The sequence below is a fragment of the Aquaspirillum serpens DSM 68 genome (assembly GCF_000420525.1).
GTDB lineage: Bacteria > Pseudomonadota > Gammaproteobacteria > Burkholderiales > Aquaspirillaceae > Aquaspirillum > Aquaspirillum serpens.
The window spans coordinates 1-25,055 of the sequence record NZ_ATVC01000041.1 but is presented as its reverse complement, the minus strand read 5'-3'; the positions used below and the strand labels follow the sequence as shown (position 1 = coordinate 25,055).

17 protein-coding genes are annotated in these 25,055 nt (G+C 50.1%); 11 read left to right on the top strand and 6 right to left on the bottom strand.

Annotated elements, in window-relative coordinates; genetic code table 11:
• The first annotated feature begins 217 nt into the window (after window positions 1-217).
• The 6 genes from G465_RS15480 to G465_RS0108780 are packed head-to-tail and all read left to right on the top strand — an operon-like array spanning window position 218 to window position 9,113.
• A complete protein-coding gene (locus G465_RS15480) occupies window positions 218-1,417 on the top strand; it encodes a restriction endonuclease subunit S (RefSeq protein WP_081642745.1) in 1,200 nt (399 codons plus the stop codon).
• 13 nt (window positions 1,418-1,430) lie between these two features.
• A complete protein-coding gene (locus G465_RS0108800; RefSeq protein WP_022654106.1) occupies window positions 1,431-2,684 on the top strand; it encodes an SIR2 family protein in 1,254 nt (417 codons plus the stop codon).
• Window positions 2,681-4,405: an ATP-binding protein gene (locus tag G465_RS0108795; RefSeq protein ID WP_022654105.1), complete on the top strand. Its 1,725-nt coding sequence runs from the start codon at window positions 2,681-2,683 to the stop codon at window positions 4,403-4,405. The genes G465_RS0108800 and G465_RS0108795 overlap by 4 nt, the downstream gene beginning before the upstream one ends.
• The gene (locus G465_RS0108790; protein WP_022654104.1) at window positions 4,392-4,988 is read left to right on the top strand and encodes a hypothetical protein; all 597 of its coding nucleotides are present in this window, start codon (window positions 4,392-4,394) and stop codon (window positions 4,986-4,988) included. Before G465_RS0108795 ends, G465_RS0108790 begins: the two co-directional genes overlap by 14 nt.
• Window positions 4,985-8,356 (top strand): type I restriction endonuclease subunit R, encoded by a 3,372-nt coding sequence (locus G465_RS0108785; protein ID WP_022654103.1) that lies wholly within the window; start codon window positions 4,985-4,987, stop codon window positions 8,354-8,356. The genes G465_RS0108790 and G465_RS0108785 overlap by 4 nt, the downstream gene beginning before the upstream one ends.
• Window position 8,357: 1 nt before the next feature.
• The gene (locus G465_RS0108780) at window positions 8,358-9,113 is read left to right on the top strand and encodes a M48 family metallopeptidase (RefSeq protein ID WP_211213739.1); all 756 of its coding nucleotides are present in this window, start codon (window positions 8,358-8,360) and stop codon (window positions 9,111-9,113) included.
• 405 nt (window positions 9,114-9,518) lie between these two features.
• On the opposite strand, the gene cphA is transcribed toward G465_RS0108780, so the two are convergent.
• Both cphA and G465_RS14185 read right to left on the bottom strand, forming a co-directional pair.
• A complete protein-coding gene (gene cphA, locus G465_RS0108775; protein WP_022654101.1) occupies window positions 9,519-12,116 on the bottom strand; it encodes a cyanophycin synthetase in 2,598 nt (865 codons plus the stop codon).
• A gap of 15 nt (window positions 12,117-12,131) precedes the next feature.
• Window positions 12,132-14,279, bottom strand: a complete 2,148-nt coding sequence (locus G465_RS14185; RefSeq protein WP_022654100.1) for a cyanophycin synthetase — start codon at window positions 14,277-14,279, stop codon at window positions 12,132-12,134.
• A 392-nt stretch (window positions 14,280-14,671) separates the two neighbouring features.
• Between G465_RS14185 and G465_RS14180 the strand changes: the two genes are divergently transcribed.
• From G465_RS14180 to G465_RS0108750, 3 genes are read left to right on the top strand one after another with little or no spacing between them, the layout of a single operon-like run.
• Window positions 14,672-16,906, top strand: a complete 2,235-nt coding sequence (locus tag G465_RS14180) for a cyanophycin metabolism-associated ABC transporter (protein WP_022654098.1) — start codon at window positions 14,672-14,674, stop codon at window positions 16,904-16,906.
• A gap of 15 nt (window positions 16,907-16,921) precedes the next feature.
• Window positions 16,922-17,419: a cyanophycin metabolism-associated DUF1854 family protein gene (locus G465_RS0108755; RefSeq protein ID WP_022654097.1), complete on the top strand. Its 498-nt coding sequence runs from the start codon at window positions 16,922-16,924 to the stop codon at window positions 17,417-17,419.
• A gap of 16 nt (window positions 17,420-17,435) precedes the next feature.
• On the top strand, window positions 17,436-17,915 hold the full coding sequence (locus G465_RS0108750; RefSeq protein WP_022654096.1) for a MaoC family dehydratase: 480 nt from the start codon (window positions 17,436-17,438) through the stop codon (window positions 17,913-17,915).
• Here the strand turns inward: G465_RS0108750 and G465_RS14175 are convergent.
• Both G465_RS14175 and trxB read right to left on the bottom strand, forming a co-directional pair.
• Window positions 17,912-18,502 (bottom strand): Smr/MutS family protein, encoded by a 591-nt coding sequence (locus tag G465_RS14175; RefSeq protein ID WP_211213737.1) that lies wholly within the window; start codon window positions 18,500-18,502, stop codon window positions 17,912-17,914. The two genes, G465_RS0108750 and G465_RS14175, sit on opposite strands and share 4 nt — an antisense overlap.
• Before the next feature lie 14 nt (window positions 18,503-18,516).
• Window positions 18,517-19,476: a thioredoxin-disulfide reductase gene (gene trxB, locus G465_RS0108740; RefSeq protein ID WP_022654094.1), complete on the bottom strand. Its 960-nt coding sequence runs from the start codon at window positions 19,474-19,476 to the stop codon at window positions 18,517-18,519.
• 142 nt (window positions 19,477-19,618) lie between these two features.
• Between trxB and G465_RS0108735 the strand changes: the two genes are divergently transcribed.
• Window positions 19,619-19,807, top strand: a complete 189-nt coding sequence (locus tag G465_RS0108735) for a hypothetical protein (RefSeq protein ID WP_022654093.1) — start codon at window positions 19,619-19,621, stop codon at window positions 19,805-19,807.
• 80 nt (window positions 19,808-19,887) lie between these two features.
• Here the strand turns inward: G465_RS0108735 and G465_RS0108730 are convergent, their stop codons facing one another.
• A complete protein-coding gene (locus tag G465_RS0108730) occupies window positions 19,888-20,226 on the bottom strand; it encodes a P-II family nitrogen regulator (RefSeq protein WP_022654092.1) in 339 nt (112 codons plus the stop codon).
• 108 nt (window positions 20,227-20,334) lie between these two features.
• Here G465_RS0108730 and purL point away from each other — a divergent pair, with 108 nt between their 5' ends.
• Window positions 20,335-24,300, top strand: a complete 3,966-nt coding sequence (gene purL / locus G465_RS0108725) for a phosphoribosylformylglycinamidine synthase (protein WP_022654091.1) — start codon at window positions 20,335-20,337, stop codon at window positions 24,298-24,300.
• Between the two features lie 54 nt (window positions 24,301-24,354).
• Here the strand turns inward: purL and G465_RS0108720 are convergent, their stop codons facing one another.
• Window positions 24,355-24,810, bottom strand: coding sequence for a hypothetical protein (locus G465_RS0108720; protein WP_022654090.1), 456 nt, complete (start codon window positions 24,808-24,810; stop codon window positions 24,355-24,357).
• Between the last annotated feature and the right edge of the window lie 245 nt (window positions 24,811-25,055).

The window sequence follows — 25,055 nt, the reverse complement described above, 5'->3', positions numbered from 1 at the left end:
TTTGATTTAACCTCGATGTTTTTTCTGGTTTTGACATAGGGCAGTTGGGGTTAATTTTTTAGTTATTGACCCCACCCCAGCCCTCCCCTAATTTTAGGGGAGGGGGTTAATTGGCAGAACAATTAGCTGCAATGTTTAATTAGTCCCACATTTCCCCTCCCCCTATTTAGGGGGAGGCTGGGTGGGGGCAATCAAAATATCAATTAAAGGAGTTTTTATGTTACCTGAAGGATGGACTACAACAGAGGTTGGAAAATTAGCGACATTCAAGTCTGGCGGAACTCCAAGCAAGATGAATACAGATTATTGGGGAGGTAGTTATCCTTGGATTTCTGGAAAAGACCTGAAGCAGCATTATTTGGCTTCAAGTATCGATACCCTAACAAAAGCCGGCTTTGAATCGACAAATGTTGCTCCAATAGGCTCTAGTCTTATTTTAGTTCGGGGAATGACTCTTCTAAAAGACTTTCCTGTAGGTTTTGCTACTAGGCCTGTGGCATTTAATCAAGATATTAAAGCATTGATCCCAAATGAAGACGTTGATGGGCTTTTTCTTTCTTATCTGCTAGTGGCACACAAGGACGAAATCCGACAATTGGTAAGTACTGCTGGGCATGGAACAGGTCGGTTAGAAACTGAAAGGATCCGTTCCTTTCCGGTTAAAGTACCCGTGTATTTAGAACAAAAAAAAATCGCCCAAATTCTCTCGACTTGGGATAAGGCCATCACCACCACCGAGCGCCTGATCGACCTCGCCCGCCAACAGAAAAAAGCCCTGATGCAACAACTGCTCACCGGCAAAAAACGCCTGCTGGATAAGAATGGGATTAAGTTTAGTGTGGAGTGGAAGGATATCCGCTTAAAGAGTGTTTTACGCGAGGTTAAGACCCGAAATAAAGATAATTCAATAGATCGAGTTCTTAGTGTAACCAACCATAGTGGTTTCGTTTTGCCAGAAGATCAATTTTCAAAACGTGTCGCCAGTGATGATGTAAGCAACTATAAAGTTGTTAAAAAGGGACAGTATGGCTACAACCCATCGAGGCTTAATGTAGGCTCATTTGCGCGTTTAGATAGTTATGAAGAAGGTTTGCTAAGCCCAATGTATGTTGTTTTTACTGTGAATGAACAGCTTCTTAATAGTGATTACTTCATGAACTGGATGGGCTCCAATGAAGCAAAACAACGCATATCAGGTAGCACACAAGGCTCTGTTCGTGATTCTGTTGGATTTGATTCATTGTGTGGATTTCCATTCAAACTTCCTCCGATAGCAGAACAACAAAAAATCGCTGCCGTGCTTTCTTCTGCTGATCAGGAAATCACAGCCCTGCAACAAAAGCTGGATGCCTTGAAGCAAGAGAAAAAGGCCCTGATGCAGCAATTATTAACTGGCAAGCTCCGCGTGCAAATCTAAGGAAATCTGAAAGATGACAACAGTTTCTTTTTACTCTGCAAACTCCAAACAAGTTGATGGTCAAGGGACTCCAATTAGGATTGAACTGGAGAATAATAATAATCATTTTAATAATGATAAGTTGGTGCCTTTGTACAAGTTTATCAATCAGCTGGTCGATGCTGAAAATTTAATCGTTCTGGCAGGTTCAGGTACTTCGCTAACTTTTAATCAGGATGGAGAACAAAATATTGCTCCAAGCATGGGCGATCTATGGCGTATCTGCAAAGAGTTAGACCCTGCCCGATTTGATAAAGTCTTGAAGGCTGTTAAATACTCTGATGTTGCAGAGAAATGGGAGGATGGAGAGCAAAAAAATGACATTGAATTACTGCTCTCATTGTGCGACTCCTACCTTTCTCTGAAGTGTTTATCATCAGTAAATCAGGGAAGTGTCGAAGCTTTTTTGAAAGCAGCGAAAGCTGCTATTTTGAAGCATACCAATTTTGTAGATCGTGTTGCACCTAGTGCGTGGGCTGCTCACGAAAATTTTGTCAGTGTCTTAGGGCGCAGATCACCAAAGCAGAAACGACTGAAATTATTTACGACCAACTATGATCTGGCGTTTGAAACTGCGGCCTCAAACACGGGCATGATTGTTATTGATGGCTTTGAATTTTCAAATCCATCTCGCTTTAATCCCGCATGGTTTCACTATGACATCGTGAATAGAAGCCAAGCTTCGGAAAAAGGTGGCGTGTACCTGCCAAATATCCTTCATCTATACAAAATTCACGGTTCTGTGGATTGGATCAGGACTAACCAAGGTGTTCAAAAACGCAGCGCATTGAATACTAATGAAGGGGAACCAGTATTCATTTATCCTAGCAGCTCCAAATATCAAAGCTCCTACGATTTTCCCTATCTGGACATGATGGCTGCGTTTTTAGATGCACTACAAAAGCCAAAAACAGCACTACTCTGTGTTGGGTTCGGCTTCAATGATAAGCATATCAACAATGCAATCACTATGGCGCTACGCACCAACCCTGAATTGATGGTTATGGCTGCAACCAAAGATCCATTTAACACAAGTGGTTCATTCAATTCAGCAATTCGATCTCAATTTATGACCGCAATCACAAGAGGTGATTCAAGAATTGCTATTACCGATTGCACCTTTGATGTGTTTGCTGACCTTTTACCAAATCGACACAAATCAACTCCAGAAGAAGAGTTGCTCAAAGCCTTTGATAAGCTGGTCATTCAGAGAGGGGGTACACCATGAGCAAAGGTTGGTTTTCTCCGCATGACAGTAATCGCAGAATTGGCAGCCTAGTGGATGTTTCTGCGACAGAGGCCAAAATTAATCTAACCAAGGCGGGTTCTGGCGAGCAGACTTGGATTCTAGGTACTCGGCTTCCAGTGGGTGAAGTTAATGAATTTGTATTCATCGACTGTGGACAGCTTTCTATTCTCGCTCGGGTCGTTAAAGTTTGGCTAGAGAACGGTGAGCGACTCAGTGTTGAGGGCTTAGAGGATAACCATCCCAACAACAACCCAATTGGGATCGTGCAACTATTGGTAAGTGTTGACGTTGAAACGGGCTTTAATCATCGCGGGGTCAAGCAATATCCTCGGTTGGGGACTCAAGTTTATGCAGCTCACCCAAAGTTGGTTTCAATGTTGGCAGAAGGTGTACTAAATACTAGCACGCATGACCTACAGTTACCTATAGCAGAAATGCCTCATAATTCTTCTGTCAATATTGGAATCACACCAGAAAAACTATTCTCAAGACATTGCGCCATTTTAGGTTCTACTGGTGGAGGTAAAAGCTACACCATGGCTAATCTCATAGAGAACGTGTATCAACATGGTGGGAAAATTTTGCTGCTTGATGCAACAGGTGAATATGCAAGTTTACCCTGTGAAAGTTATTACGTAGGCGAGAATTCAAATGTGAAAGATGGTCAAAAGGTGACCTATCCGCATTGGATGTTCACGGATACAGATATTCGTGCATTGCTTAGACCTTCAGCACAGAGTCAAGCTCCAAAATTAGATGAAGCTATTAAAAGCCTAAAAATAGTTTCGCTAGATAAAGATATGGATTTGAGTAGTTTAAAAATTGTAAATGGTTTACTTATAAAGAAAAACAGTAGTAAATCAAGTTTCGATCAAGCAATTGTAACTACGGCTACAAGGCTCTCAGAGGCAAAATGGTCTTTTGCTAAATTGGCAGAGCAAATTATTGAGGAGTGCGTTAAGCCAAATGTCAAAGATGATTCAAAGTGGGCGGATATAGCTGAAAATGATGTTGGATATTGCCTTAATTTAATTTCTAGAATTAAGGCAATGTCTACTAACCCTAACTTAAAGTGGATGATTGATTGTGATCCTTTGTTGCAACAGATACCAACTTTACTTGAGGAGTTTTGCATAGACTCCGGAGCAAAGATCCTTCGGTTAGATTTATCGGCGATTCCCTTTGAAGCTAATGCCAGAGAAATTCTTGTCAATGCAATTGGCAGAAAACTCCTGTCACTTGCTCGACACTCAAAGATCCATCATAAAAACCCACTACTTGTATTTATTGATGAATCCCATCAGTTTTTAAATAAAAGACTCGGAGATGAAACATCTAGATTTGAACTAGATGCGTTTGGCAATATCGCCAAAGAGGGGCGTAAATATGGTTTGAATGTTGTAATTGCCACCCAGCGTCCACGTGATATCCCTGAAGATGTGCTGAGTCAGATCGGAACATTGATTGTCCATCGTTTAACCAATGAAAAAGATCAGGAAATCGTAAAGAAAGCCGTGGGCTCGATAGATCAACGTTCAGCATCCTTCCTGCCAGTTTTAGGGCAAGGTGAAGCCTTATTGCTAGGGGTAGATTTTCCTTTTCCAATGACAGTAAAGATCAAAACTCCCAACGCTAAGCCAGAGTCTCGCAGTGCCTCATTTTCTATGATTTGGAGAGCAAAAAATCATGCAGCTAAATGATGACGAAGCCAAGGCGCTGATTCTGACACGAGAAACCGGCGCAGTTGATAACGCCAGCCTACGAGCCATTACAGGGCTTGATACGCTATCAGCCAGCCAAGTGCTGCGTAAATTGCATCATCAACGTGAGCTATTGGTGCAAGGTGGCGCCAGCTCGGCCACCTACTACCAATTGCGTAATCTGCCGGAAATGCCCCTGTTTAGCGGCGCAAATACGAGTGACCTCGGGGTAAATACGAGTGACCTCGGGGTAAATACGAGTGACCTCGAGGTAAATACAAGTGAGCTGCCGCCAGAACTGCTAAGTGCAATAGCTAATCTTGGCCAAAAACCGCGCCGTGAAAAGCTATGGCCCGTGATTGTCTGGCTGTGCGCTATTCGATCCCATACCGCAGAAGAACTGGCGGTTCGGCTTGGCAATCGACAGGTAACAGCTCTCAAAAGTCAGCATCTAAGCCTGCTACGTGAACAGCAAGGGTGGTTGCAATACAGCTACCCTGAAGTGATTAACCACCCACAGCAAGCCTACATTACTACCGCTGCTGGTCACGCATGGCTGGCAGAGCAGGAAATTACTGTATGAATCACACCCCAAAATTCCAAGAAGAATACAGCGCCAAAATTCCGGCACTGACCCTGCTGTGTAACCTCGGCTGGACTTTCCTGCCGCCCGATCAGGCTTTAGCCAAGCGCGGTGGTAAACAAGATGAAGTAGTGTTGCGTGATGAACTGCGGCAGGTTTTACAAACCCGCCGTTTTCGCTTCGAGGGGCTTGAGCAGGCTTTGTCAGATAAAGCGGTTGATAAATTAATCGCCGAGGTGTGCAGCCCTGCGCTCAATGAAGGATTAGCCGCAGCCAATGAAAAACTCTACAATCACCTGCTGTACGGCATTTCGGTGACCGAGTTTGTAGAAGGTAAAAAAGCCAACCCGACCATTGCGCTGATTGACTGGGAAACGCCAGAAAACAACAGCTTTCTGTTTACCGAGGAATACAGCGTCACGCGCACAGGCGGCATTGATAGCCGTCGCCCTGACATTGTGTGTTTTGTGAATGGTATTCCGCTGGTGGTGATCGAGGCCAAGCGGCCAGATGGCAATGCCAAAAAAGGCCCGACCATTGCCGAGGGCATTTCACAATCGCTACGCAATCAGCGCCACGATGAAATCCCGCGCCTGTTTGCCTATGCTCAACTGATTTTGTCTATCAATGGCACCGATGGCCGCTATGGTACTTGCGGCACGCCAGCAAAGTTTTTCGCAGCATGGCGCGAGGAGGATATCTCTGATGCCGAGATGGTTGCGATCAAAAACAAACCGCTAAGCCAACTCCAGACCAATACCCTATTCAATCATCGCCCAGCCAAAGATTTGGCTTGGTTTCAATCGCTGCTGGGCGGTGGCGAGCTGGCAGTAACGGGGCAGGATAAATTGCTGATTAGCTTGCTCAAACCTACCCGTCTAATTGAAATGGTGCGGTATTTCACGCTGTACGATAAAAAAGTCGGCAAGATCGTTGCACGTTATCAGCAGGTATTCGGCATTAAACGGTTGATTGAACGGCTAACCCTGACTCCACCCCGACCTTCTCCTTCGCAGGGGAGGGTTGGGGTGGGGTCGCGGGATGGTGTGATCTGGCATACCACCGGTTCTGGTAAGTCATTCACGATGGTATTCCTGAGCAAGGCGCTGATCTTGCATGAGTCGCTGAAGCAATGCCGCATTGTGGTAGTAACCGACCGCGTAGATCTGGAAAGTCAGCTTGCCAAAACCTTTGCTTCTGGCGGCGAATTAGCCGGCAAGAAAGACAAGGAAGCCGCGCTGGCGACTTCCGGCAAGCGGCTGGCCGAGCAGATCGGCAAGGGAACCGAACGCATCATTTTCTCACTGATTCAAAAATTCAATACGGCAATCAAGCTGCCAGAATGTGTGAACACCAGCCCTAACATCATTGTGCTGATTGATGAAGGCCACCGCAGTCAGGGTGGCGAGAGTAATATCCGCATGAGGCAGGCGATGCCCAATGCCGCCTTCGTGGCCTTTACCGGCACACCGCTGTTGAAAGACGACAAGACCACCAACAAATTTGGCCCGATTGTCCACGCCTACACCATGCAGCGTGCAGTGGAAGATGAAGCCGTTACCCCACTGCTGTACGAAGAGCGCATCCCCGATCTGGATATTAACGACAGAGCGATTGATGCAGGCTTTACCCGCATTACCACCAACCTGACCGACGAGCAGAAAGCCGACCTAAAGCGCAAATACGCCAAACGCGGTGAACTGTATCGCGCCGAAGACCGCATCCAGCTGATTGCCCGCGATATTGCAGAGCATTTTGATAAAAACATCACCGCAGGGCTGAAAGGCCAACTCGCCTGCGATAGCAAAGCATCGGCCATCAAATACAAGAAATACCTCGATGAAGCAGGATTGTTTGAGTCGGCTGTGGTGATTAGCGCACCGGACACCCGCGAGGGCAATGCCGAGATTGATGAATCTTCGATGCCTGAGGTCACGCAGTGGTGGAAAAAGAATGTCGGCTCGCAAGACGAGCAAGTCTATACCAAACAGGTGATTGAGCGTTTCGACAAAGATGAATCGCTGAAGCTGCTGATTGTCGTAGATAAACTGCTGACAGGCTTTGATGAGCCGAAAAACACCGTGCTGTATATCGACAAGCCACTGAAAGAGCACAACCTGATTCAGGCCATTGCTCGCGTTAACCGACTGCATCCGCTAAAAAAATTTGGTTTGCTGATCGACTATCGCGGTATTTTGGCTGAACTCGATACCACCATTGCCAAGTATCAGGACTTGGCCTCACGCACGCAGGGTGGCTACGACATCAACGATATCGCCGGTTTATACAATCCGATGAGCACCGAATATAAACGGCTGCCACACCTATACAAACAGTTATGGGCGATTTTTGATAGCGTCAAAAACAAAAATGACATCGAACAACTGCGCCAAGTGCTGATCCCGAAAATGACATACCCCACCCCAGCCCGCCCCTTGTCAGGGGAGGGAGCAAGTGGCACCACCCCCTGCCAAGGAGAAGACTGGGAGGGGGTGGACGTCAACCAGAAAGTACGGGATGACTTCTACGAGGCGTTGAGCGAGTTTTCTAGCTGTCTGAAAGTGGCGCTGCAATCAGCTACTTTCTTTGAAGACACCAGCTTTAGCGATAATGACCGCCAACATTACAAAGAAACGGTGAAGCAGTTCTCCAGCTTGCGCCAGTTGGTGAAGCAGGATTCTGGCGAAACCATCAACTACGACGACTATGCCGTTCAGGTGAAAAAGTTGCTAGATAAGCACGTCGTCGGCGTTGACGTACGTGAACCGAGCGGCACCTATGAAGTCGGCAAGATGGGCAGCAAACCTAAGCCGGAGGATTGGTCCGAAGAGAAAACCCGCAACGAAACCGACATCATCAAAACCCGCATAGCCAGAATGATTGAGCAGGAATTGCGCGATGATCCGTATGCACAGGAAGCCTTTTCCAAGTTGCTACGCGAAGCGATTGCCGAAGCAGAAAAACTGTTCGATCACCCGCTCAAGCAATACCTGTTGTTCCACGAGTTTGAACAGAACGTGCAGAATCGCCAACTGGATGAATTACCAGACGCATTTAATGGTAACCATCATGCGCAGGCCTATTTCGGCATCTTTAAAAAGTCACTGCCCGAGGTATTTGCTATCAGCGATGCGCAGGTGCTGAGCAAATGGGTGGCGTTGGCTTTTGACATCGACCAACTGGTTGAGCAAGTGGTTGGTGAGCATTCGATCAATCCACAAAACATCGAGGCCAATATACGCAAGCAATTGCTGCCACGCTTATTCAAAGAGTGTAAATCCATTGGCGCTGGCATGGATCAGGCTAAGGCGATGGTGGAATGGGTGGTGCAGATTACCCGCGTTGGTTTGAATGCAGCTGAGGTATAAGGTGAACATCACCATCAAACCGAAGCCGAGCAAAACGATGCTGTCGTTTAACTATTCTGACGAGCAGATTCGTTTTGAGCGACTACCGCGCCCAGAGGGCAGTGGCAAAATCCTGATCAAGGTTTTGCCAGATTGCCGAGTGCAAATCAACGCGCCTGAAACAGCCAGTGATGAGCAAGTGATCGCGGCAGCCAAACAGCGTGCGCGCTGGATTTATCAGCAACTACGCGAGTTCCGGTCTCGTCTGGAACACGTACGGCCACGGCAATACATCAGCGGTGAAAGCCACTATTACCTTGGCAAACAGTATGTTCTGAAAGTGATCGAAAACCCGAATGAGAAACCCTCAGTGAAACTACTGCGCGGAAAGATCGACGTGACAATACGGGAAAAATCAGCAGAGAAAATCAACGCGCTGCTTGCCGACTGGTACAAAACCCGCGCCAAGGAAGTCTTTGCTCGACGATTAGAGGCCATGCTGGAACAAGCCCTATGGGTCACTGAAAAGCCACCACTGCGAGTGCTGACCATGCAAACCCAATGGGGCAGCTGCTCGCCAGCAGGACGACTGACACTCAACCCCCACTTAGTGAAAGCACCAAGAGATTGCATTGATTACGTCATCCTACACGAGCTATGCCACCTAGCCGAACACAACCACAGTGAACGCTTCTATCGGTTGATGGGACAAGTCATGCCTAACTGGGAACAAGTAAAGGGCCGGTTGGATGGTATGGCGAATGTGCTAATTTCTTGAAAAATCGACTTCCTCATAGAAAAATAGCGAACCCACTGGCTCGCTCTTATCAATTTTTTCCGCCAGTTTTACGCTGGCGAATGATTTTTCAGCTGGCGTAGGGTGGATAAGCGTAGCGCATCCACCAACCAACACATGCCTAATCTCAAAGATGAGCAACTATCAAACATTGCTTGAAAAACCCTTTGTAATTAAATCCATTGTGGTTTTAGCAGGTCACCTACATTGCATTTGGTAGTGATTTGGTGGATGCGATATGCTTATCCACCCTACGAAACTGGACCAATCCAAGTAGTGTCCGAATTTTGTTTGTTCACGTTCATTTACTTTCCTCATAAAAAAAGAGCGACCCCACTGGCTCGCTCTTTTTCTATCCAACAAGCGCAGCGTAGTGCGCCCTAATCTTTAAGCCAATGCTGGCGTTGGGCGTTTGGCTTCGGCAACACGCTGCTTAATATGCGCCAGCGCCTCTTCCACCTGATCAATCAAAATCAAACACAAATCACCCGCCTGCAGCTGCCCCAGCGCATGATCAATCGCCACAAATTCACCTCGCACCTCCTGCACATCACGAGTCCGAGTTGCATCAGCCAAACCCTCACGCAACAAGGAAATCACCTCACCGTCGGCACGGCCACGCTGGCAAGCATCCTGATACAACACCACCGTATCAAACGCATCACCTAAAATACGGGTTTGTTGACGTAAATCCTCATCACGGCGATCCCCCGCCCCACTGATCACCACCATCCGCCGCTGTGCGGGCATAGTCGCAATCGCTTGCGTCAGCGCGTTAATCGCATCGGGGTTGTGGCCGTAATCGGCAATCACCGTAGCTTCAGCATAACTGAACACATTAAAACGCCCTGGGGCGGTGTCGGCATCGCTGGTAAATGATGCCAAACCACGGCGAACTTCATCCCAATCGCGTCCTAATGCCCAAGCCGCACCCAAGGCCGCCATCGTATTTTCTACTTGGAAACCCAACAAGCCTTGGCCGGTTAAGGGAATATCGGCAAGGGCAAAGCGTTGCACCACTTGTTCACCCTCGGCTAACACAATTTGCCCGTCTTCAACAAACACCACCCGTTTACCGGCGGCACGATGCGCTTGCAAAACGGGGTGAGAGGCTTCTGAGGCAAAGAAGGTGACCTGACCTGGGCAGTTATCCGCCATATTCGCCACAATCGGATCAGCTGCATTCAACACCGCCATGCCGGTTGGGGCGACGTTTTGCACAATCACCCGCTTCACCACAGCTAAATCTTCAACTGTGCTGATATACGACAAACCGAGATGATCGCCTAAACCAATATTGGTCACGATAGCCACATCGCATTCATCAAATGCCAGCCCTTCACGCAACACCCCACCCCGTGCGGTTTCCAACACTGCCGCATCCACATCCGGATGCAACAACACATTGCGCGCACTGCGTGGGCCGGCGCAATCGCCGGTATCAATTCGCTGCTCACCGATATACACGCCATCTGTGGTGGTCATCCCAACGCAATCACCGTGCATTTTCAGCAAATGCGAGGTCAACCGTACCGTGGTGGTTTTGCCGTTGGTGCCAGCTACCGCCACAACAGGAATGCGGCCATTGCTCTGATTCGGGAATAATTCGTTGATGATGGCTTCGCCCACTGCGCGCCCCTGACCAAACGAGGGTTCGAGGTGCATCCGCAAACCGGGGGCGGCGTTGACTTCGACAATACCGCCGCCTTGATCTTCTAATGGGCGGTCAATCGCTTCACACACAATGTCCACACCACAAATATCCAAGCCGACCATCTGTGCGGCTTCAATCGCCCGCGCTGCTAATTCGGGATGAACTTGATCGGTAACATCGGTGGCAGTGCCACCGGTGGACAAATTAGCATTGTTGCGCAACACCACTCTTTGCCCTGCGGCCGGAATGGAATCGGCACCAAAACCTTGTGCCTGCAACCGCGCCAGTGCGATGTCGTCAAAACGAATTTTGGTCAAAGAAGTGGCGTGGCCTTCACCACGGCGTGGGTCGGCGTTAACCTGATCGACTAACTGGCGGATGGTATGCACACCATCGCCGATCACCAACGGCGGTTCACGACGAGCAGCGGCAATCAATTTGTCACCCACCACCAATAAACGGTAATCCTGACCCGGCAAATAGCGCTCCACAATCACTTCATCACTGATCGCCTCTGCTGCGGCATAAGCACGCAGGAAGTGGTCATGATTGTCGATATTGACCGCGACGCCTTTACCTTGGTTGCCATCACGCGGCTTCACCACCACCGGTAAACCAATTTCCAACGCCGCTTGCCAACCTGCGGCAGCATCAGTGACCGAATGGCCTTGCGGCACAGGGATACCGGCGGCGTGGAGTAAGGATTTGGTCAAATCTTTGTCTTGGGCAATCGATTCTGCCACCGCGCTGGTGCAATCCAATTCAGCAGCTTGAATGCGACGTTGTAATTTACCCCAACCCAATGTCACCAAGCTGCCATCGGTTAAACGGCGGAAGGGAATGTGACGGGCTTGGGCCGCATCCACAATCGAGCCGGTGCTTGGCCCTAAGCGCAGGTCTTCATCTAATTCATGCAATTTGGCGATAGCGGCAGCCACATCAAACGATTGCTGTGCTAACACAGCGGCAATCAATTGCTCGGCATACTCAAATGCCAACCGCCCGACTTGTTCTTGGGTGTATTGCACCACCACCTGATAGACACCAATCTCTACCGTCTGCGTGGTCTTACTAAAGCGAATCGGCGAACCGGCGGCGGCTTGCAAATAGAACGCCACGCGTTCTAATACTTGCGCCAGCGACACTGGCAAGGTTTGCCCTTCTGTTGCCAACTGTCCCAAACTGGGGAGCACTTGCCGCAGGTTTGTTTCAAAGTTTGCCAACAACGCCACATCACATTCATTGGGGGCACACGACACAATCGCTTCGATGGCGGTGTGGCGGCTCCACAGATTTGGTCCCCGCAGGGCACGCAGACGAGAGAGTTCCATAACAAACGAGTCCTTTTATACGGAGTAAGAGACAGACCAAGTTGGCAAAGCAGCCACCCGCTCAAGCAAGCTTGCCGGTGAAACATTCATCGCCCAAGCGGTGGTTAAGGCCGCGAGCTGGGCGGTTGAGAACGACTGAGAGAGGGCCAGCGATTGCGACTGCTGACCGTCGTGGAATACCAAGGTGTTTTGCTGTTGTTGCAATACCCGTCCCCCTGCGGCGACATGGGCGATTAAGGCGGGGGACAACGGCTGTTGAGTAAAGAACGACACCGCCCCATCAGACAAACGGGCCATCTCCGCCACCAGCGCATCATCAGCGTTTAACACTGCCGCACCACTGGCCAGCACCACATCAATCTGACACCGGAAGATAGAAGAGACTTTTTCTGGGCTGTCGATATAAAACGGCCCCAGATGCGCATTGACATCAATGTCGGTCAACACCCCAATATGACAACGATCATAAGAAAAGCCTTCACTCAACAAGCCCTCGGCAGTGTGCTCAATCACCGCCACCTCAACAGCGCGGTTAATCAACAAGCGTTGTCCTGCTTGCCATTGCCGTTGGTCGCCACTCGCCAAACAACGTTGGTTGAGATACAAGCCATTCGCGCCAGCCAAACCGACCACTTTTTTCGGGCTGTCTTGCAATAAAGCGGCAGTGAGTGCAGCCGCTTCGCTGCTGTGCTGCGAGCCCATCACACCAATCACCGGAACACGACCTTGTTCGCCTTCGGCAAACAAATGATCGACAATGGCACGACCGACGGGGCGCGGTTGACCCGCCGCCGGTTTTAAGTGCATTAACAAGCCAGGGCCAGCGTTGACTTCGACAATCGCCCCACCTTGTTCAGCCAGAGGCCGCGAAATGTCTTCCGCCACCAAATCAACACCGGCAATATCCAGCCCAACCACCCGTGCCGCCAACGCCACCACCGCCGCCACTTCGGGATGCACTTCATCGGTGCAATCAAAAGCAACGTTGCCATTGCGTTGAATCAACACCGACTGTCCCAGCGCAGGAATCGACTCGCCATCGACAAGGCCTTGCCGTTTCAGTTCTAACCGTGCCGCAGAATCAAGACGGACACGATTTAAGGGATGTTCTTCGCTGCTGCCGCGCCGAGGGTCGCTGTTGAGTTGGCTGTCGATCAGGGCATCGACACTCGACACCCCATCACCCACCACCCATGCGGCTTCACCGCGTGCAGCGGCAACCACTTTTTTACCGACCACCAATAAGCGGTGTTCATTACCCAACACAAAACGCTCGACAATCACGCCGCTACCTTCTTCGACCGCAATAGCGTAGGCTGCTTCGACTTCTGCCTGAGTCATCAAGCAGGTAAACACGCCACGCCCATGATTGCCGTCGTAGGGTTTTACGACCACCGGTAAGCCAATATCCTGCGCAGCATCCCACGCATCCGCCGCGCTTTCGACTAAACGCCCCTCGGGTACGGGTACACCGCAAGCTTGTAACAACGCTTTGGTCAGGTCTTTATCACGCGAAATGCCTTCGGCGATGGCACTGGTGCCGTCACTTTCTGCTGTCCAAATACGGCGCTGGGCTTTGCCATAGCCTAATTGGACTAAATTGGCGTCATTAAGACGGATATAAGGAATATCCCGATCATCCGCAGCATCAACAATGCAAGCGGTGCTTGGCCCCAAACACTCGTCATCCGCCAAATCGCGCAGGGTTTCCACTGCATCGGCCAGATCGAAGCTTCGATCTTCAATCGCTGCCATCAGCAGATCACGAGCAAAGTACAAGGCGCGGCGGGTCAGCGGTTCGTGCCATGCCCGCACGACGACTTTGTAAACGCCGCGAATTGGGGTTTCTCTGGCTTTACCAAAACCACCGGGGAAACCGGCTAAGGTTTGAAGCTCAAGCGTGATGTGCTCCAAGATATGACCGGGCCATGTGCCCTCTTGCACACGACGCAAAAAACCACCGCGTTCACCATAGCTACAACGGTGTTCAATCAACCCCGGCAACCAAGTGGATAAACGCTCGTATAAACCGGGAATGGTATTCGAAGGACAATCCTCTAAATCGCCAATATCAACCCATGCTTCTAATACGGGACGATATGTCCAAATATTGGGACCGCGCAGCGAAATAATGTTCAGAAATTCAATGTATTTCTTATTCATAGTGTTTTACCATTTTGCTATGGCTTTTTGCATCGCTTAAATACGCTTGTTTTAACAATATGTTTTTTTGCATTAACAGCCGTTGTACAAGCGCGTTGATTTGGCTGGCACTATACACTTTGCGCGCCAGCAATTAAACTGCGCGCTGTTTGTTACCAAAACAGACACTTTTTACACAAGCCATTGTTTTTACAAGATTTCTTTGTGTTGAGCGTAGTTTTTACACAAATTGTTACATATTCGATGCGGTGCAACATGGTGCAAATCGCCTTTTGTAACAGAATGTAATGCAAAGTAATCGATTGAAAAGAAAAAACGGTCTGTTAATCGCTTTGCGCGAGCGTGTGCGGTAACATTTTCTGTGCAGAATCCGTGTTATAGGTAAAATAACGATGAAAATAACAACGGCAGAGCTAGTTAAAAGCTCGGATATCACTGCCTTATTCAATTCAGGCGAAAAAGTGATTGTCCGGTTAGAAATGGATTTAACCACTGACTTACATTTTGTCAGCAGTGAATTGATATTAACTAACCAACGCTTATTCAGTCAGGTGGCAGGACAAGCAGAATGGCAAGTCTGGCCACTCCATGAGGGCCTGCGCTTGGTACGCTCGGATCATGCGGGGGTCGGCTTGCTCGAATTGGGTACGGCGCAAGAGCGCTTGACCTATTGGCGCTATCGACTGGGCCGTGATGAGGCAGTCCGGCGTTTGGTTGACCAATTCGAACAATTGCAACATCAAACCCATCTTGATGATGGCAAACACTATTGTGATAGTTGCCATGCTGAATTGCCCGAAGGCGAAGACAGCTGCCCACAATGTGACAACCCCGAACTGACACCGCCTTCGACATGGACTTTGCTACGGCTGTGGCGCTTCGCCCGACCATATCAAGGCCAGCTATTGCTCGGCTTTCTGTTGACGTTAGCGTCCACCGCTGCCACCTTGGTACCGCCTTATCTCACCATGCCACTGATGGATAATGTGTTAATCCCGTTCCAAAACGGTGTGCCGATTGATCCTTACACTGTGATGTTGTATTTGGGTGGTTTATTGGGTGCGGCCTTGTTGGCGTGGGGCTTAGGCTGGGCTCGAACCTATATTTTAGCTTTGGTCAGTGAGCGTATCGGGGCCGATTTACGCACTGAAACCTATGAACATCTATTAAAGCTGTCGTTAGAATATTTCAGCGCCAAGCGAACCGGCGATTTGATGGCGCGCATCGGCTCGGAAACCGACCGTATCAACGTTTTTTTGTCTTTACATCTGTTGGACTTTGCCACCGATGTCTTGATGATTACCATGACAGCGGTGATTTTATTCTCGATCAATCCGTGGTTGGCGTTGGTGACTTTGCTACCCCTGCCGTTAATCGCGTGGATGATTCATGTCGTGCGCGACCGTTTGCGTACCGGCTTTGAAAAAGTCGATCGCATCTGGTCACAAGTGACCAATGTGCTCGCTGATACCATCCCCGGGATTCGCGTGGTCAAGGCCTTTGCCCAAGAAGAACGCGAAACCGGACGCTTCCGCGATGCAAACCAATACAATCTGATGGTGAATGACAAGGTCAACCGCGTGTGGTCGTTATTTACGCCAACGGTGACCTTATTAACTGAAATTGGCTTGTTGATTGTGTGGGGATTTGGCATTTGGCAAGTCTCACAAAATCAAATCACCGTCGGGGTCTTGACCGCTTTCTTGGCCTATATCAGCCGCTTTTATCTGCGCTTGGACTCGATGAGCCGCATTGTGTCGGTCACACAAAAAGCCGCCGCCGGTGCCAAACGGATTTTTGACATTCTCGACCATGTCTCCAGCGTGCCAGAAGCCAGCCAGCCGCAACAACTGGCCGAGGTGAAAGGTCAAATCGAGGTCAAACAATTAGGTTTCCGCTATGGCAACCGCACCATCTTGCGTGACATCAACCTTAGCATCCAACCCGGAGAAATGATCGGCTTGGTGGGCCACAGCGGGTCAGGCAAAAGCACGTTGGTGAATTTGATGTGTCGTTTCTACGATGTCTCAGAAGGCTGCATCAAACTAGACGGAATTGATATTCGCCAGTTGCCGATAGCGCAATATCGCGGCCAAATTGGTTTAGTGTTACAAGAGCCGTTCTTATTTTTCGGCACCATTGCTGAAAATATTGCCTACGGTAAACCGAATGCAACTCGGGCAGAAATTGTCGCTGCCGCCCGCGCCGCCCACGCCCATGACTTTATTTTGCGCTTGCCACAGGGCTATGACTCGCTGGTGGGAGAGCGGGGGCAAGCTTTATCCGGCGGTGAAAGACAACGGATTTCGATTGCACGCGCCTTGTTAATCAATCCGAAAATTCTGATTTTGGATGAAGCCACCGCTTCGGTGGATACTGAGACCGAGAAAGAAATTCAAAAGGCGTTGGATAATTTGGTGAAAGGCCGTACCACCATCGCCATTGCCCACCGCCTATCGACCTTGCGGCAGGCAGATCGCCTTGTGGTGTTAGACCGTGGCGAAGTGGTGGAAGTGGGGCAACACGATACTTTGTTAGCCCAACAAGGGCATTATTTCCGCCTCTACCAAGCCCAAGCTAAATTAAATGAAGAAGCCCATGCCAGCTTACAAGGCGCCACCGAATAACATAGGAAAGTCATCATGATGCACGATCCTTCGATTGCTGATTATCTCGCGCTCGATTTTGAGTTAGACCGTAATGATTTTGGTCAGTTAGTCTTGACGACCAATGATGAACAAGTGCATATCGGTGTGGTACCGGTGCGGGCGTTTCCGATTGAAGCGCCCGACGAGGGCATTTCTTTAGTTAGCAGTGATGGCCATGAATTGATCTGGATTGAACGTCTGACCATGTTGCCGCCACGCTTACGCAGCTTGGTATTAGAAGAGTTGGCACAACGTGAGTTTATGCCGGAAATTCGGCGGCTGTTGGCGGTATCGAGCTTTGCCACGCCTAGCACATGGCAAATTGAAACCGACCGTGGCAGCACAGAATTAACCTTAAAAAGCGAAGATGATATCCGCCGGCTTGGCCGCCATCATCTGCTGATTAGCGACCGGCACGGGGTGCAATTTCTGATTCGCGACCTCAATCAACTTGATCGCCATAGCCGTAAATTATTAGATCGCTTTTTCTAATGGAGTTGTTTTTACAATGAGTGTATTAGAGACCTTACCGGCTACTTTGTATTTTGAAGATTTTGAAGTAGGAATGGTATTTACCAGCCCCACCCGCACCACCTTGAGTGAAGCCGATATTATCGCCTTTGCACAGCAACATGACCCACAGCCCTTTCATACCGATCCGATTGCCGCTAAAACCACGTTTTTTGATGGTTTAGCCGCCAGTGGCTGGCAAACGGCATTGGTTGCGATGCGGCAATTTGTCGATATGCTGGCTCATCGCGTTGCCGGTGGTTTGATTGGAATGTCGATTGACCAATTACGCTGGCCGCGCCCAACTCGGCCAGGCGATACCTTACAAGCCAGCGTGGAAATTTTGGGCAAAAAAGCCTCTCGCTCCAAGGCCGGATTTGGCAGCATTCAACTGCGTTGGGTGGTACACAACCAACATGGCGAGTTGGCGATGTCGTTAGAAAATTCGATTTGGCTGCCTTGCCGCCCGCAGTCTTAATCGCCTTGTCGGCGGCGACGGAGCAAAACCAATACCGCACCGCCGCCGGCATCTTCACAAAACGCCAACACCTCTGGATGCTGCGACAACCACTGTCGCACCAACGGCTTTAATACCGGCGCACCAGCCGCTGACCCCATCCCCAAACCGTGAATCACTCGCACCGCTTGACCGCGTTGTTGTGCCAAAAACAAAAAGGTCAGCAATCGTTCTTCCGCCTGATGCCGACTAGCACCATGCAAGTCAATCTCGGCCACCACCGGCCAATGCCCTGCGCGCAATTTACGCAATACCTGATGTTGAATACCAGCACGCAAAAAGTGCTGTGGCACTGTTTCGGCATCGAAATAATCAAACGCATGCGCCATGTCAGCATGAGCCGCAGGAATGGACGCATGAAACGGACGTGGACGGGGATGGGGAGATGGGCGCGGCGGTGAGTGTTGCACCCGTGGTTCAACCGCCAACGGCACCACATCAGCAAATAACTGTCGAAACTCAGGCTCGGGCGGTGGTGGTGGGACTGGCGGCGGTGTCGGAGAAAAGCGCACAGCGCGCAACGCCGCTTTGAACGGAGAATGAGCCACTGTGCGCTTGGCCATTATGCCGAGGTCAGGTCGTCAAGATAGCGTTCGGCGTCTAATGCCGCTTGGCAACCAGAGGCCGCCGAGGTAATTGCTTGGCGATAGATATGATCTTGCACATCGCCGGCGGCAAAAACACCGGGTAAGTTAGTGGCGGTGGCTTGGCCTTGATGACCGCCGTGGGTCACGATATAGCCATTTTCCATCGTCAGTTGATCGACAAATAGATCAGTGTTGGGTTTATGGCCAATCGCAACAAACACCCCCGCCAAATCCAGTTGTTTGGTGCTGTCGTCTGCTGTCGAGCGCAAACGCACACCAGTCACGCCGGTGGCATCCCCTAACACTTCATCTAAGGTGTGGTTCCATTCAACGGTGACTTTGCCTTCGGCCACTTTCTGCATCAATTTATCGGCCAGAATTTTTTCACAACGGAATTTGTCACGGCGGTGTACCACGGTGACATGGTCAGCAATATTTGCCAGATATAAAGCCTCTTCCACTGCGGTGTTACCACCACCGATCACGGCTACTTTTTGTTTCTTATAGAAGAAGCCATCACATGTCGCACATGCCGACACGCCCTTGCCTTTGAACGCTTCTTCCGATGGCAAGCCCAAATACTGTGCCGAGGCACCGGTAGCAATAATCAGGGCATCGCAGGTGTATTCCCCTTGGTCACCGATCAGGCGCATCGGCTTTTCGGTTAGTTTTGCGGTATGGATATGGTCGAAAATAATTTCAGTGCCAAAACGCAAAGCATGTTTTTCAAATCGTGCCATCAATTCTGGCCCCATCACCCCATCCGCATCCGCCGGCCAGTTATCGACATCGGTGGTAGTCATCAGCTGACCGCCTTGTGCCATGCCAGTGATAATCACCGGATTGAGGTTAGCGCGGGCGGCATACACCGCAGCAGTATAACCAGCGGGGCCTGAGCCGAGGATAAGAAGGCGTTGATGGCGAACTTGAGTCATGGCGAAATCCATTTCTTGGCAAATAAAACATCAGAAAAACAGCTAGGATGCCGATATGGGGCTAGAAGATCGGGCTTAAAGCCCCTATTCTGGAACAGAGGCCGATCATTATCGTTTCACCGTTAACCAAGGGATGTGCAGCATGAATACCATCGATACCCAAACCCAAGCCATGAATGTTCTCGATCCAGCGCCGTCTCCTGCCTTGAAAAAGGCGGCGGAGAACCAAGAACAAGTCGCCAAACAAGTTCAGGTACAAGCGCAACAAGAAACTGAACCGAAAAAACCCGACAATCCCAACATTGGCAGCAATATCAACTTGAAGGCCTAACACGTCGACAACCTCGCCACTTCATTGGCAAAGAAAAACGCGGGAACAACCCGCGTTTTTCGTTTTGGTGCAATAGCAATTTAAACGGCTTGTTCGCCCATCTCACCAGTACGAATCCGCACCACTTGCGCCACATCGAACACAAAAATTTTACCGTCGCCAATTTTGCCAGTGCGCGCGCCATTGACGATAGCCTCAATCGCACGGTCAACCAAATCATCCGACAACACCACTTCCACTTTCACCTTTGGCAGAAAATCCACCACATATTCTGCACCGCGATAAAGCTCGGTATGACCTTTTTGCCGACCAAAGCCTTTGACCTCGGTAACGGTTAAACCATTGACGCCCAACGCAGACAGGGCTTCACGCACCTCATCTAATTTGAATGGTTTGATGATCGCTTCGATTTTTTTCATGACCTACTCCTCAATAAATGATACAGCCGGCCTCAGCCAAGGCTGAAGTGTGGCGGGTTTTCAGGTATTATGAACGCCTTTTTTCGATCCGTGTGTGCGAGTCTCGCCATGTCCCCGATTCTGAAGCTGCGCGGTCGCGCTGCCCTTTCCCCTTTTCGTTTAGAAAAATTACTGGCTAGTGCCCGTGAGGCTAACTTACCTGAGCTGACGCTTGCCGCAGAATTTTGGCATTTTGCCGAAGTTGCGGCACCGCTAACAGCGCAAGAACAATCCACCTTAGAAAAAGTGTTGGATTATGGTGATTATCCTGCGTTAGCCACGCCAACAGCCGATGCGCAATTATTTTTAGTGCTACCCCGTTTGGGCACCATTTCGCCGTGGTCTTCTAAAGCCAGCGACATTGCTCGCCTGTGTGGTTTAGAGAAAGTGAAACGTCTCGAGCGCGGTATCGCGTTCTGGATTCACACTGACACGCCGCTTGATGCTGCGACAACGCAACAACTGGTGGCGCTACTGCATGACCGCATGACCGAGCAAGTGGTTACCGACCTCGGTGCGGCAGAGGCCCTGTTTACCCACATCGCGCCAGCGCCACTGGCACATGTCGATATTTTACAAGCCGGTCGCGCCGGTTTAGAACAAGCCAACCGCGAAATGGGTTTGGCTTTGTCTGAAGATGAAATCGACTATCTGCTCGATAATTTCACTCGTTTAGGCCGCAATCCAAGCGATGTTGAGCTGATGATGTTCGCACAAGCGAACTCGGAACATTGCCGCCATAAAATTTTCAATGCCGATTTTATTATCGATGGCGAAGCACAAGCGAAGAGCCTGTTTGGCATGATTCGCGATACGCACAAGGCGTGGCCGCATGGCACACGCGTGGCGTATTCCGATAATTCCTCGGTGATCGATGGTGCGACTATCGACCGCTTCTACCCTCAGCCAAACAGCGCCGCCTATCGTTATCATCACGAACCCACCCATATCATTATGAAGGTGGAAACCCACAATCACCCAACGGCTATTTCACCGTTCCCCGGTGCTGCCACCGGTTCAGGGGGTGAAATTCGTGATGAAGGCGCCACCGGCCGTGGTTCACGTCCCAAAGCAGGCTTAACCGGCTTTACCGTATCGAACTTGAATATTCCACACTTCAAACAGCCGTGGGAATATTACAGTGCCGAGCAAACTGAATACGGCAAACCGGGGCGGATTGCCTCGGCCTTAGATATCATGATTGAGGGCCCAATTGGTGGTGCGGCCTTTAATAATGAATTTGGTCGCCCCAACCTGACCGGCTACTTCCGTACATTTGAGGAAGAATTCCAAGGTCAAATGCGCGGTTACCACAAGCCAATCATGATTGCAGGCGGCTTGGGCAATATCCAAGAACAGCAAATTGAAAAAGCCGAAATTCCGCTTGGCGCACTGGTGGTGCAACTGGGTGGGCCGGGCCTGTTGATTGGTTTGGGTGGCGGTGCCGCTTCGTCAATGGACACCGGCGCCAACAGCGAAAATCTGGATTTTGATTCGGTTCAACGTGGCAACCCAGAAATTGAACGCCGTTGTCAGGAAGTAATTGACCGTTGCTGGCAGTTGGGCAGTGATAACCCTGTGCTATCCATCCATGATGTTGGCGCCGGTGGTTTGTCTAATGCCCTGCCAGAAATTGTGCATGGCAATGGTCGCGGTGCCACTATCGCTTTGCGTAACATCCATATTGAAGAATCGGGTATGAGCCCGATGCAAATTTGGTGTAACGAATCGCAAGAACGCTATGTTTTGGCGGTCAAACCCGATGCCATCGATACCTTCCGTGCTTTGTGTGAACGTGAGCGTTGCCCGTTTGCCATCCTCGGTGTCACTGACGATAGCGGCCAACTGGTTGTGCGTGATGACTTATTCGACAACAACCCAGTAGATATGCCACTGGAAGTATTGCTCGGTAAACCGCCTAAAATGACACGCCAAGCCAACCGCCAAGCGCATCAACCGAGTGTCTTTGATGCCTCGCGTTTTGACCTACGCGAATCGGCTTACCGTGTGTTGCGCCTGCCGACGGTGGCCAGCAAAAACTTCCTGATCACCATCGGCGACCGCACCGTGGGTGGCATGACCGCACGAGATCAGTTTGTCGGGCCGTGGCAAGTGCCGGTGGCAGATGTTGCCATCACTACCATGGGCTTTAACACCTATTTAGGTGAAGCGATGGCGATGGGCGAACGTACCCCAGTTGCCTTGATTGATGCTCCTGCCTCGGGTCGGATGGCGATCGGTGAAGCGGTGACCAACTTAGCGGCGGCGTATGTCGGTGATTTGGGTGAAGTGAAGCTGTCCGCTAACTGGATGGCGGCAGCAGGTCATGGTGCAGAAGATGCCAAATTATTCGACACGGTGAAAGCAGTGTCTGAATTGGCACAACAACTGCACTTGTCGATCCCAGTCGGCAAAGATTCACTGTCGATGAAAACCGTCTGGCAAGAAGAGAACGAAACCAAATCGGTTGTCGCACCGCTATCTTTGATCGTATCAGCCTTTGCCTCGGTGAAAGATGTCCGCCGCACCGTCACACCACAGTTGCAGGCTGACAGTGACACCGACTTGTTATTGATTGATCTTGGCAATGGTCGTTGCCGGTTGGGCGGATCAGCCTTGGGTCAGGTGTGGAAGTCAATCGATGGCTTAGCCCCCGATTTAGACCAACCACAACAGCTCGCTGCGCTATGGCAAGGGGTACAAAGCCTACTGGCAGATCAGCTGTTATTGGCTTATCACGACCGTTCTGATGGCGGCTTGTTCGCCACCCTCGCCGAGATGAGCTTTGCCGGTCATTGTGGTGTCGATATTGATATCGATGAGTTGGTGATTGGCCGTAAACAAGCACAAATGGTCAATGATGACTTTATCCAAGCCGATCCTGCCTCAGCAGAATATGCCCGTGTTATCCGCGTGCTGTTCAATGAAGAATTAGGCGCCGTCTTACAAGTCAAAAAAGCCGATACCGCCAAGGTGTTAGAACGCTTGCAACAAGCTGGTTTATCTCGCGAAGTGTATGTCTTAGGCAGCCCAAGCCAAGATGATAAGCTGACCTTCCGGCGTGGTGATTTGCAGTTGTTTGCAGAATCGCGTGCCGAGTTGCAACAAGTGTGGGCGGAAACCAGCTACCGCATCCAACGCCTACGCGACAACCCTGCTTGTGCTGAAAGCGAATTCTTGCTGTTGAGCGATAAACAAGATCGTGGTTTGTTCGCCGAGTTGTCTTTCAATCCAGAAGACAACCCTGCTGCACCTTTCATCAATGTTGGCGCACAACCGCGCATTGCGATCTTGCGTGAGCAAGGGGTCAATGGTCAGATCGAGATGGCGGCGGCCTTTGACCGTGCCGGTTTTGCAGCGGTTGACGTTCATATGAGCGACATCATTGCCGGGCGTGTCTCGTTGCAAGATTTCCAAGCCTTGGCTGCCTGCGGTGGTTTCAGTTATGGTGATGTGTTAGGTGCAGGTGAAGGATGGGCAAAATCGATCTTGTTTAACCCACAAGCGCGTGCCGAGTTTGAAACCTTCTTTGCTCGTCCTGATGTGTTAGCACTTGGTGTGTGTAACGGTTGCCAGATGATGTCGAATTTGAAAGAGATCATTCCAGGTGCCGAGCATTGGCCGAAGTTCTTGCGCAATGTGTCGGAGCAATTCGAGGCACGATTTGTGATGGTGGAAGTCGCCGACAGTCCGTCGCTGTTCTTCCAAGATATGGCCGGTAGCCGCTTGCCGGTGGTCGTCAGCCATGGTGAGGGTCGTGCAACCTTTAACAGCGCCGAGCAACAAGCGCAAGCACAGGTAGCGATGCGTTATATCGACCATCAAGGCCAAGCCACAGAGGTCTATCCACGCAACCCGAACGGTTCGCCAGAAGGGATTACGTCGGTAACGACTGCCGATGGTCGTTTCACCATCATGATGCCACACCCAGAACGGGTGTTCCGCAGTGTGCAAAACAGTTGGTACCCATCCAATTGGAGTGAAAATGGCGCATGGTTCCGCATGTTCGCCAACGCCCGCCGCCATTTTGGCTAATCCTTAGCCATCTCAGAAAAAAACAGCGCAGCGTTACGTTGCGCTGTTTTTTTGTTATTTTGCATCAAACGATAAAGCTTCTTTGAGCGTTAAATATTGTTTGCGCTGTTCACCACTAAAGTGAATCCGTCCAGCTTTGTGATGTTCAGTCAATCTTTCTTGGGCATACAGAATTAACATCACTGCGGCCATGCCGCCATCTGCATTCGGTTGATTAAGCGCATCAATCCCTCGTTGATATAGCAACAAGGCGATATCCAAATTTTGCACCCCCGTACTACCACGCTCCATTAAGTCAGCTAAATATACCATCGCTGAGCCATCGCCATTTTCAGCTTGTTGGCGATAAGTCACTAAGATTTTTTCCCAATCCTTTGCCCCAGCAGTGGGACGCTGTTGCCGTTCAAATAAACGCGCCCAGTTGGTTCCTGCCGCTAAATTTTGTGCGGCAATAAAACGATAACGCTTGCTGCCATTTTTGCGCTTTTTCTTCCGCCACACCAAGCGCATTAAACATATCGCCAGACAGGGTTTGACCTGCAGAGAGAGCAGCTTTGAATAAGGGAATCGGATCAGGGTTATTGTTGACATCCTCCCCGGCCTGAAGGCCGGAGATTCCTACGGCGCTCAAGCGCGGCATTGATCCGCACCTGAGTCGCTTCGGTGGGTTCCTGCTGCTGGCGGCATTGCTGCACCGCTCACTTCACAGGCGAACCGGGCGTGTCCCGCCCTTAGAACATTGATCGCGCCGACCA

Bases quoted from the DNA above. Each gene is read 5' to 3' on its own strand.
- G465_RS0108790 (WP_022654104.1), top strand. From the start codon at position 4,392: ATGCAGCTAAATGATGACGAAGCCAAGGCGCTGATTCTGACACGAGAA.
- G465_RS0108720 (WP_022654090.1), bottom strand. From the start codon at position 24,810: ATGCGCTTGGTGTGGCGGAAGAAAAAGCGCAAAAATGGCAGCAAGCGT.
- G465_RS14185 (WP_022654100.1), bottom strand. From the start codon at position 14,279: ATGAATAAGAAATACATTGAATTTCTGAACATTATTTCGCTGCGCGGT.
- G465_RS0108795 (WP_022654105.1), top strand. From the start codon at position 2,681: ATGAGCAAAGGTTGGTTTTCTCCGCATGACAGTAATCGCAGAATTGGC.
- purL (WP_022654091.1), top strand. From the start codon at position 20,335: ATGTCCCCGATTCTGAAGCTGCGCGGTCGCGCTGCCCTTTCCCCTTTT.
- G465_RS15480 (WP_081642745.1), top strand. From the start codon at position 218: ATGTTACCTGAAGGATGGACTACAACAGAGGTTGGAAAATTAGCGACA.
- G465_RS0108785 (WP_022654103.1), top strand. From the start codon at position 4,985: ATGAATCACACCCCAAAATTCCAAGAAGAATACAGCGCCAAAATTCCG.
- G465_RS0108750 (WP_022654096.1), top strand. From the start codon at position 17,436: ATGAGTGTATTAGAGACCTTACCGGCTACTTTGTATTTTGAAGATTTT.
- G465_RS0108730 (WP_022654092.1), bottom strand. From the start codon at position 20,226: ATGAAAAAAATCGAAGCGATCATCAAACCATTCAAATTAGATGAGGTG.
- G465_RS0108755 (WP_022654097.1), top strand. From the start codon at position 16,922: ATGATGCACGATCCTTCGATTGCTGATTATCTCGCGCTCGATTTTGAG.
- G465_RS0108735 (WP_022654093.1), top strand. From the start codon at position 19,619: ATGAATACCATCGATACCCAAACCCAAGCCATGAATGTTCTCGATCCA.
- G465_RS0108800 (WP_022654106.1), top strand. From the start codon at position 1,431: ATGACAACAGTTTCTTTTTACTCTGCAAACTCCAAACAAGTTGATGGT.
- trxB (WP_022654094.1), bottom strand. From the start codon at position 19,476: ATGACTCAAGTTCGCCATCAACGCCTTCTTATCCTCGGCTCAGGCCCC.
- cphA (WP_022654101.1), bottom strand. From the start codon at position 12,116: ATGGAACTCTCTCGTCTGCGTGCCCTGCGGGGACCAAATCTGTGGAGC.
- G465_RS14180 (WP_022654098.1), top strand. From the start codon at position 14,672: ATGAAAATAACAACGGCAGAGCTAGTTAAAAGCTCGGATATCACTGCC.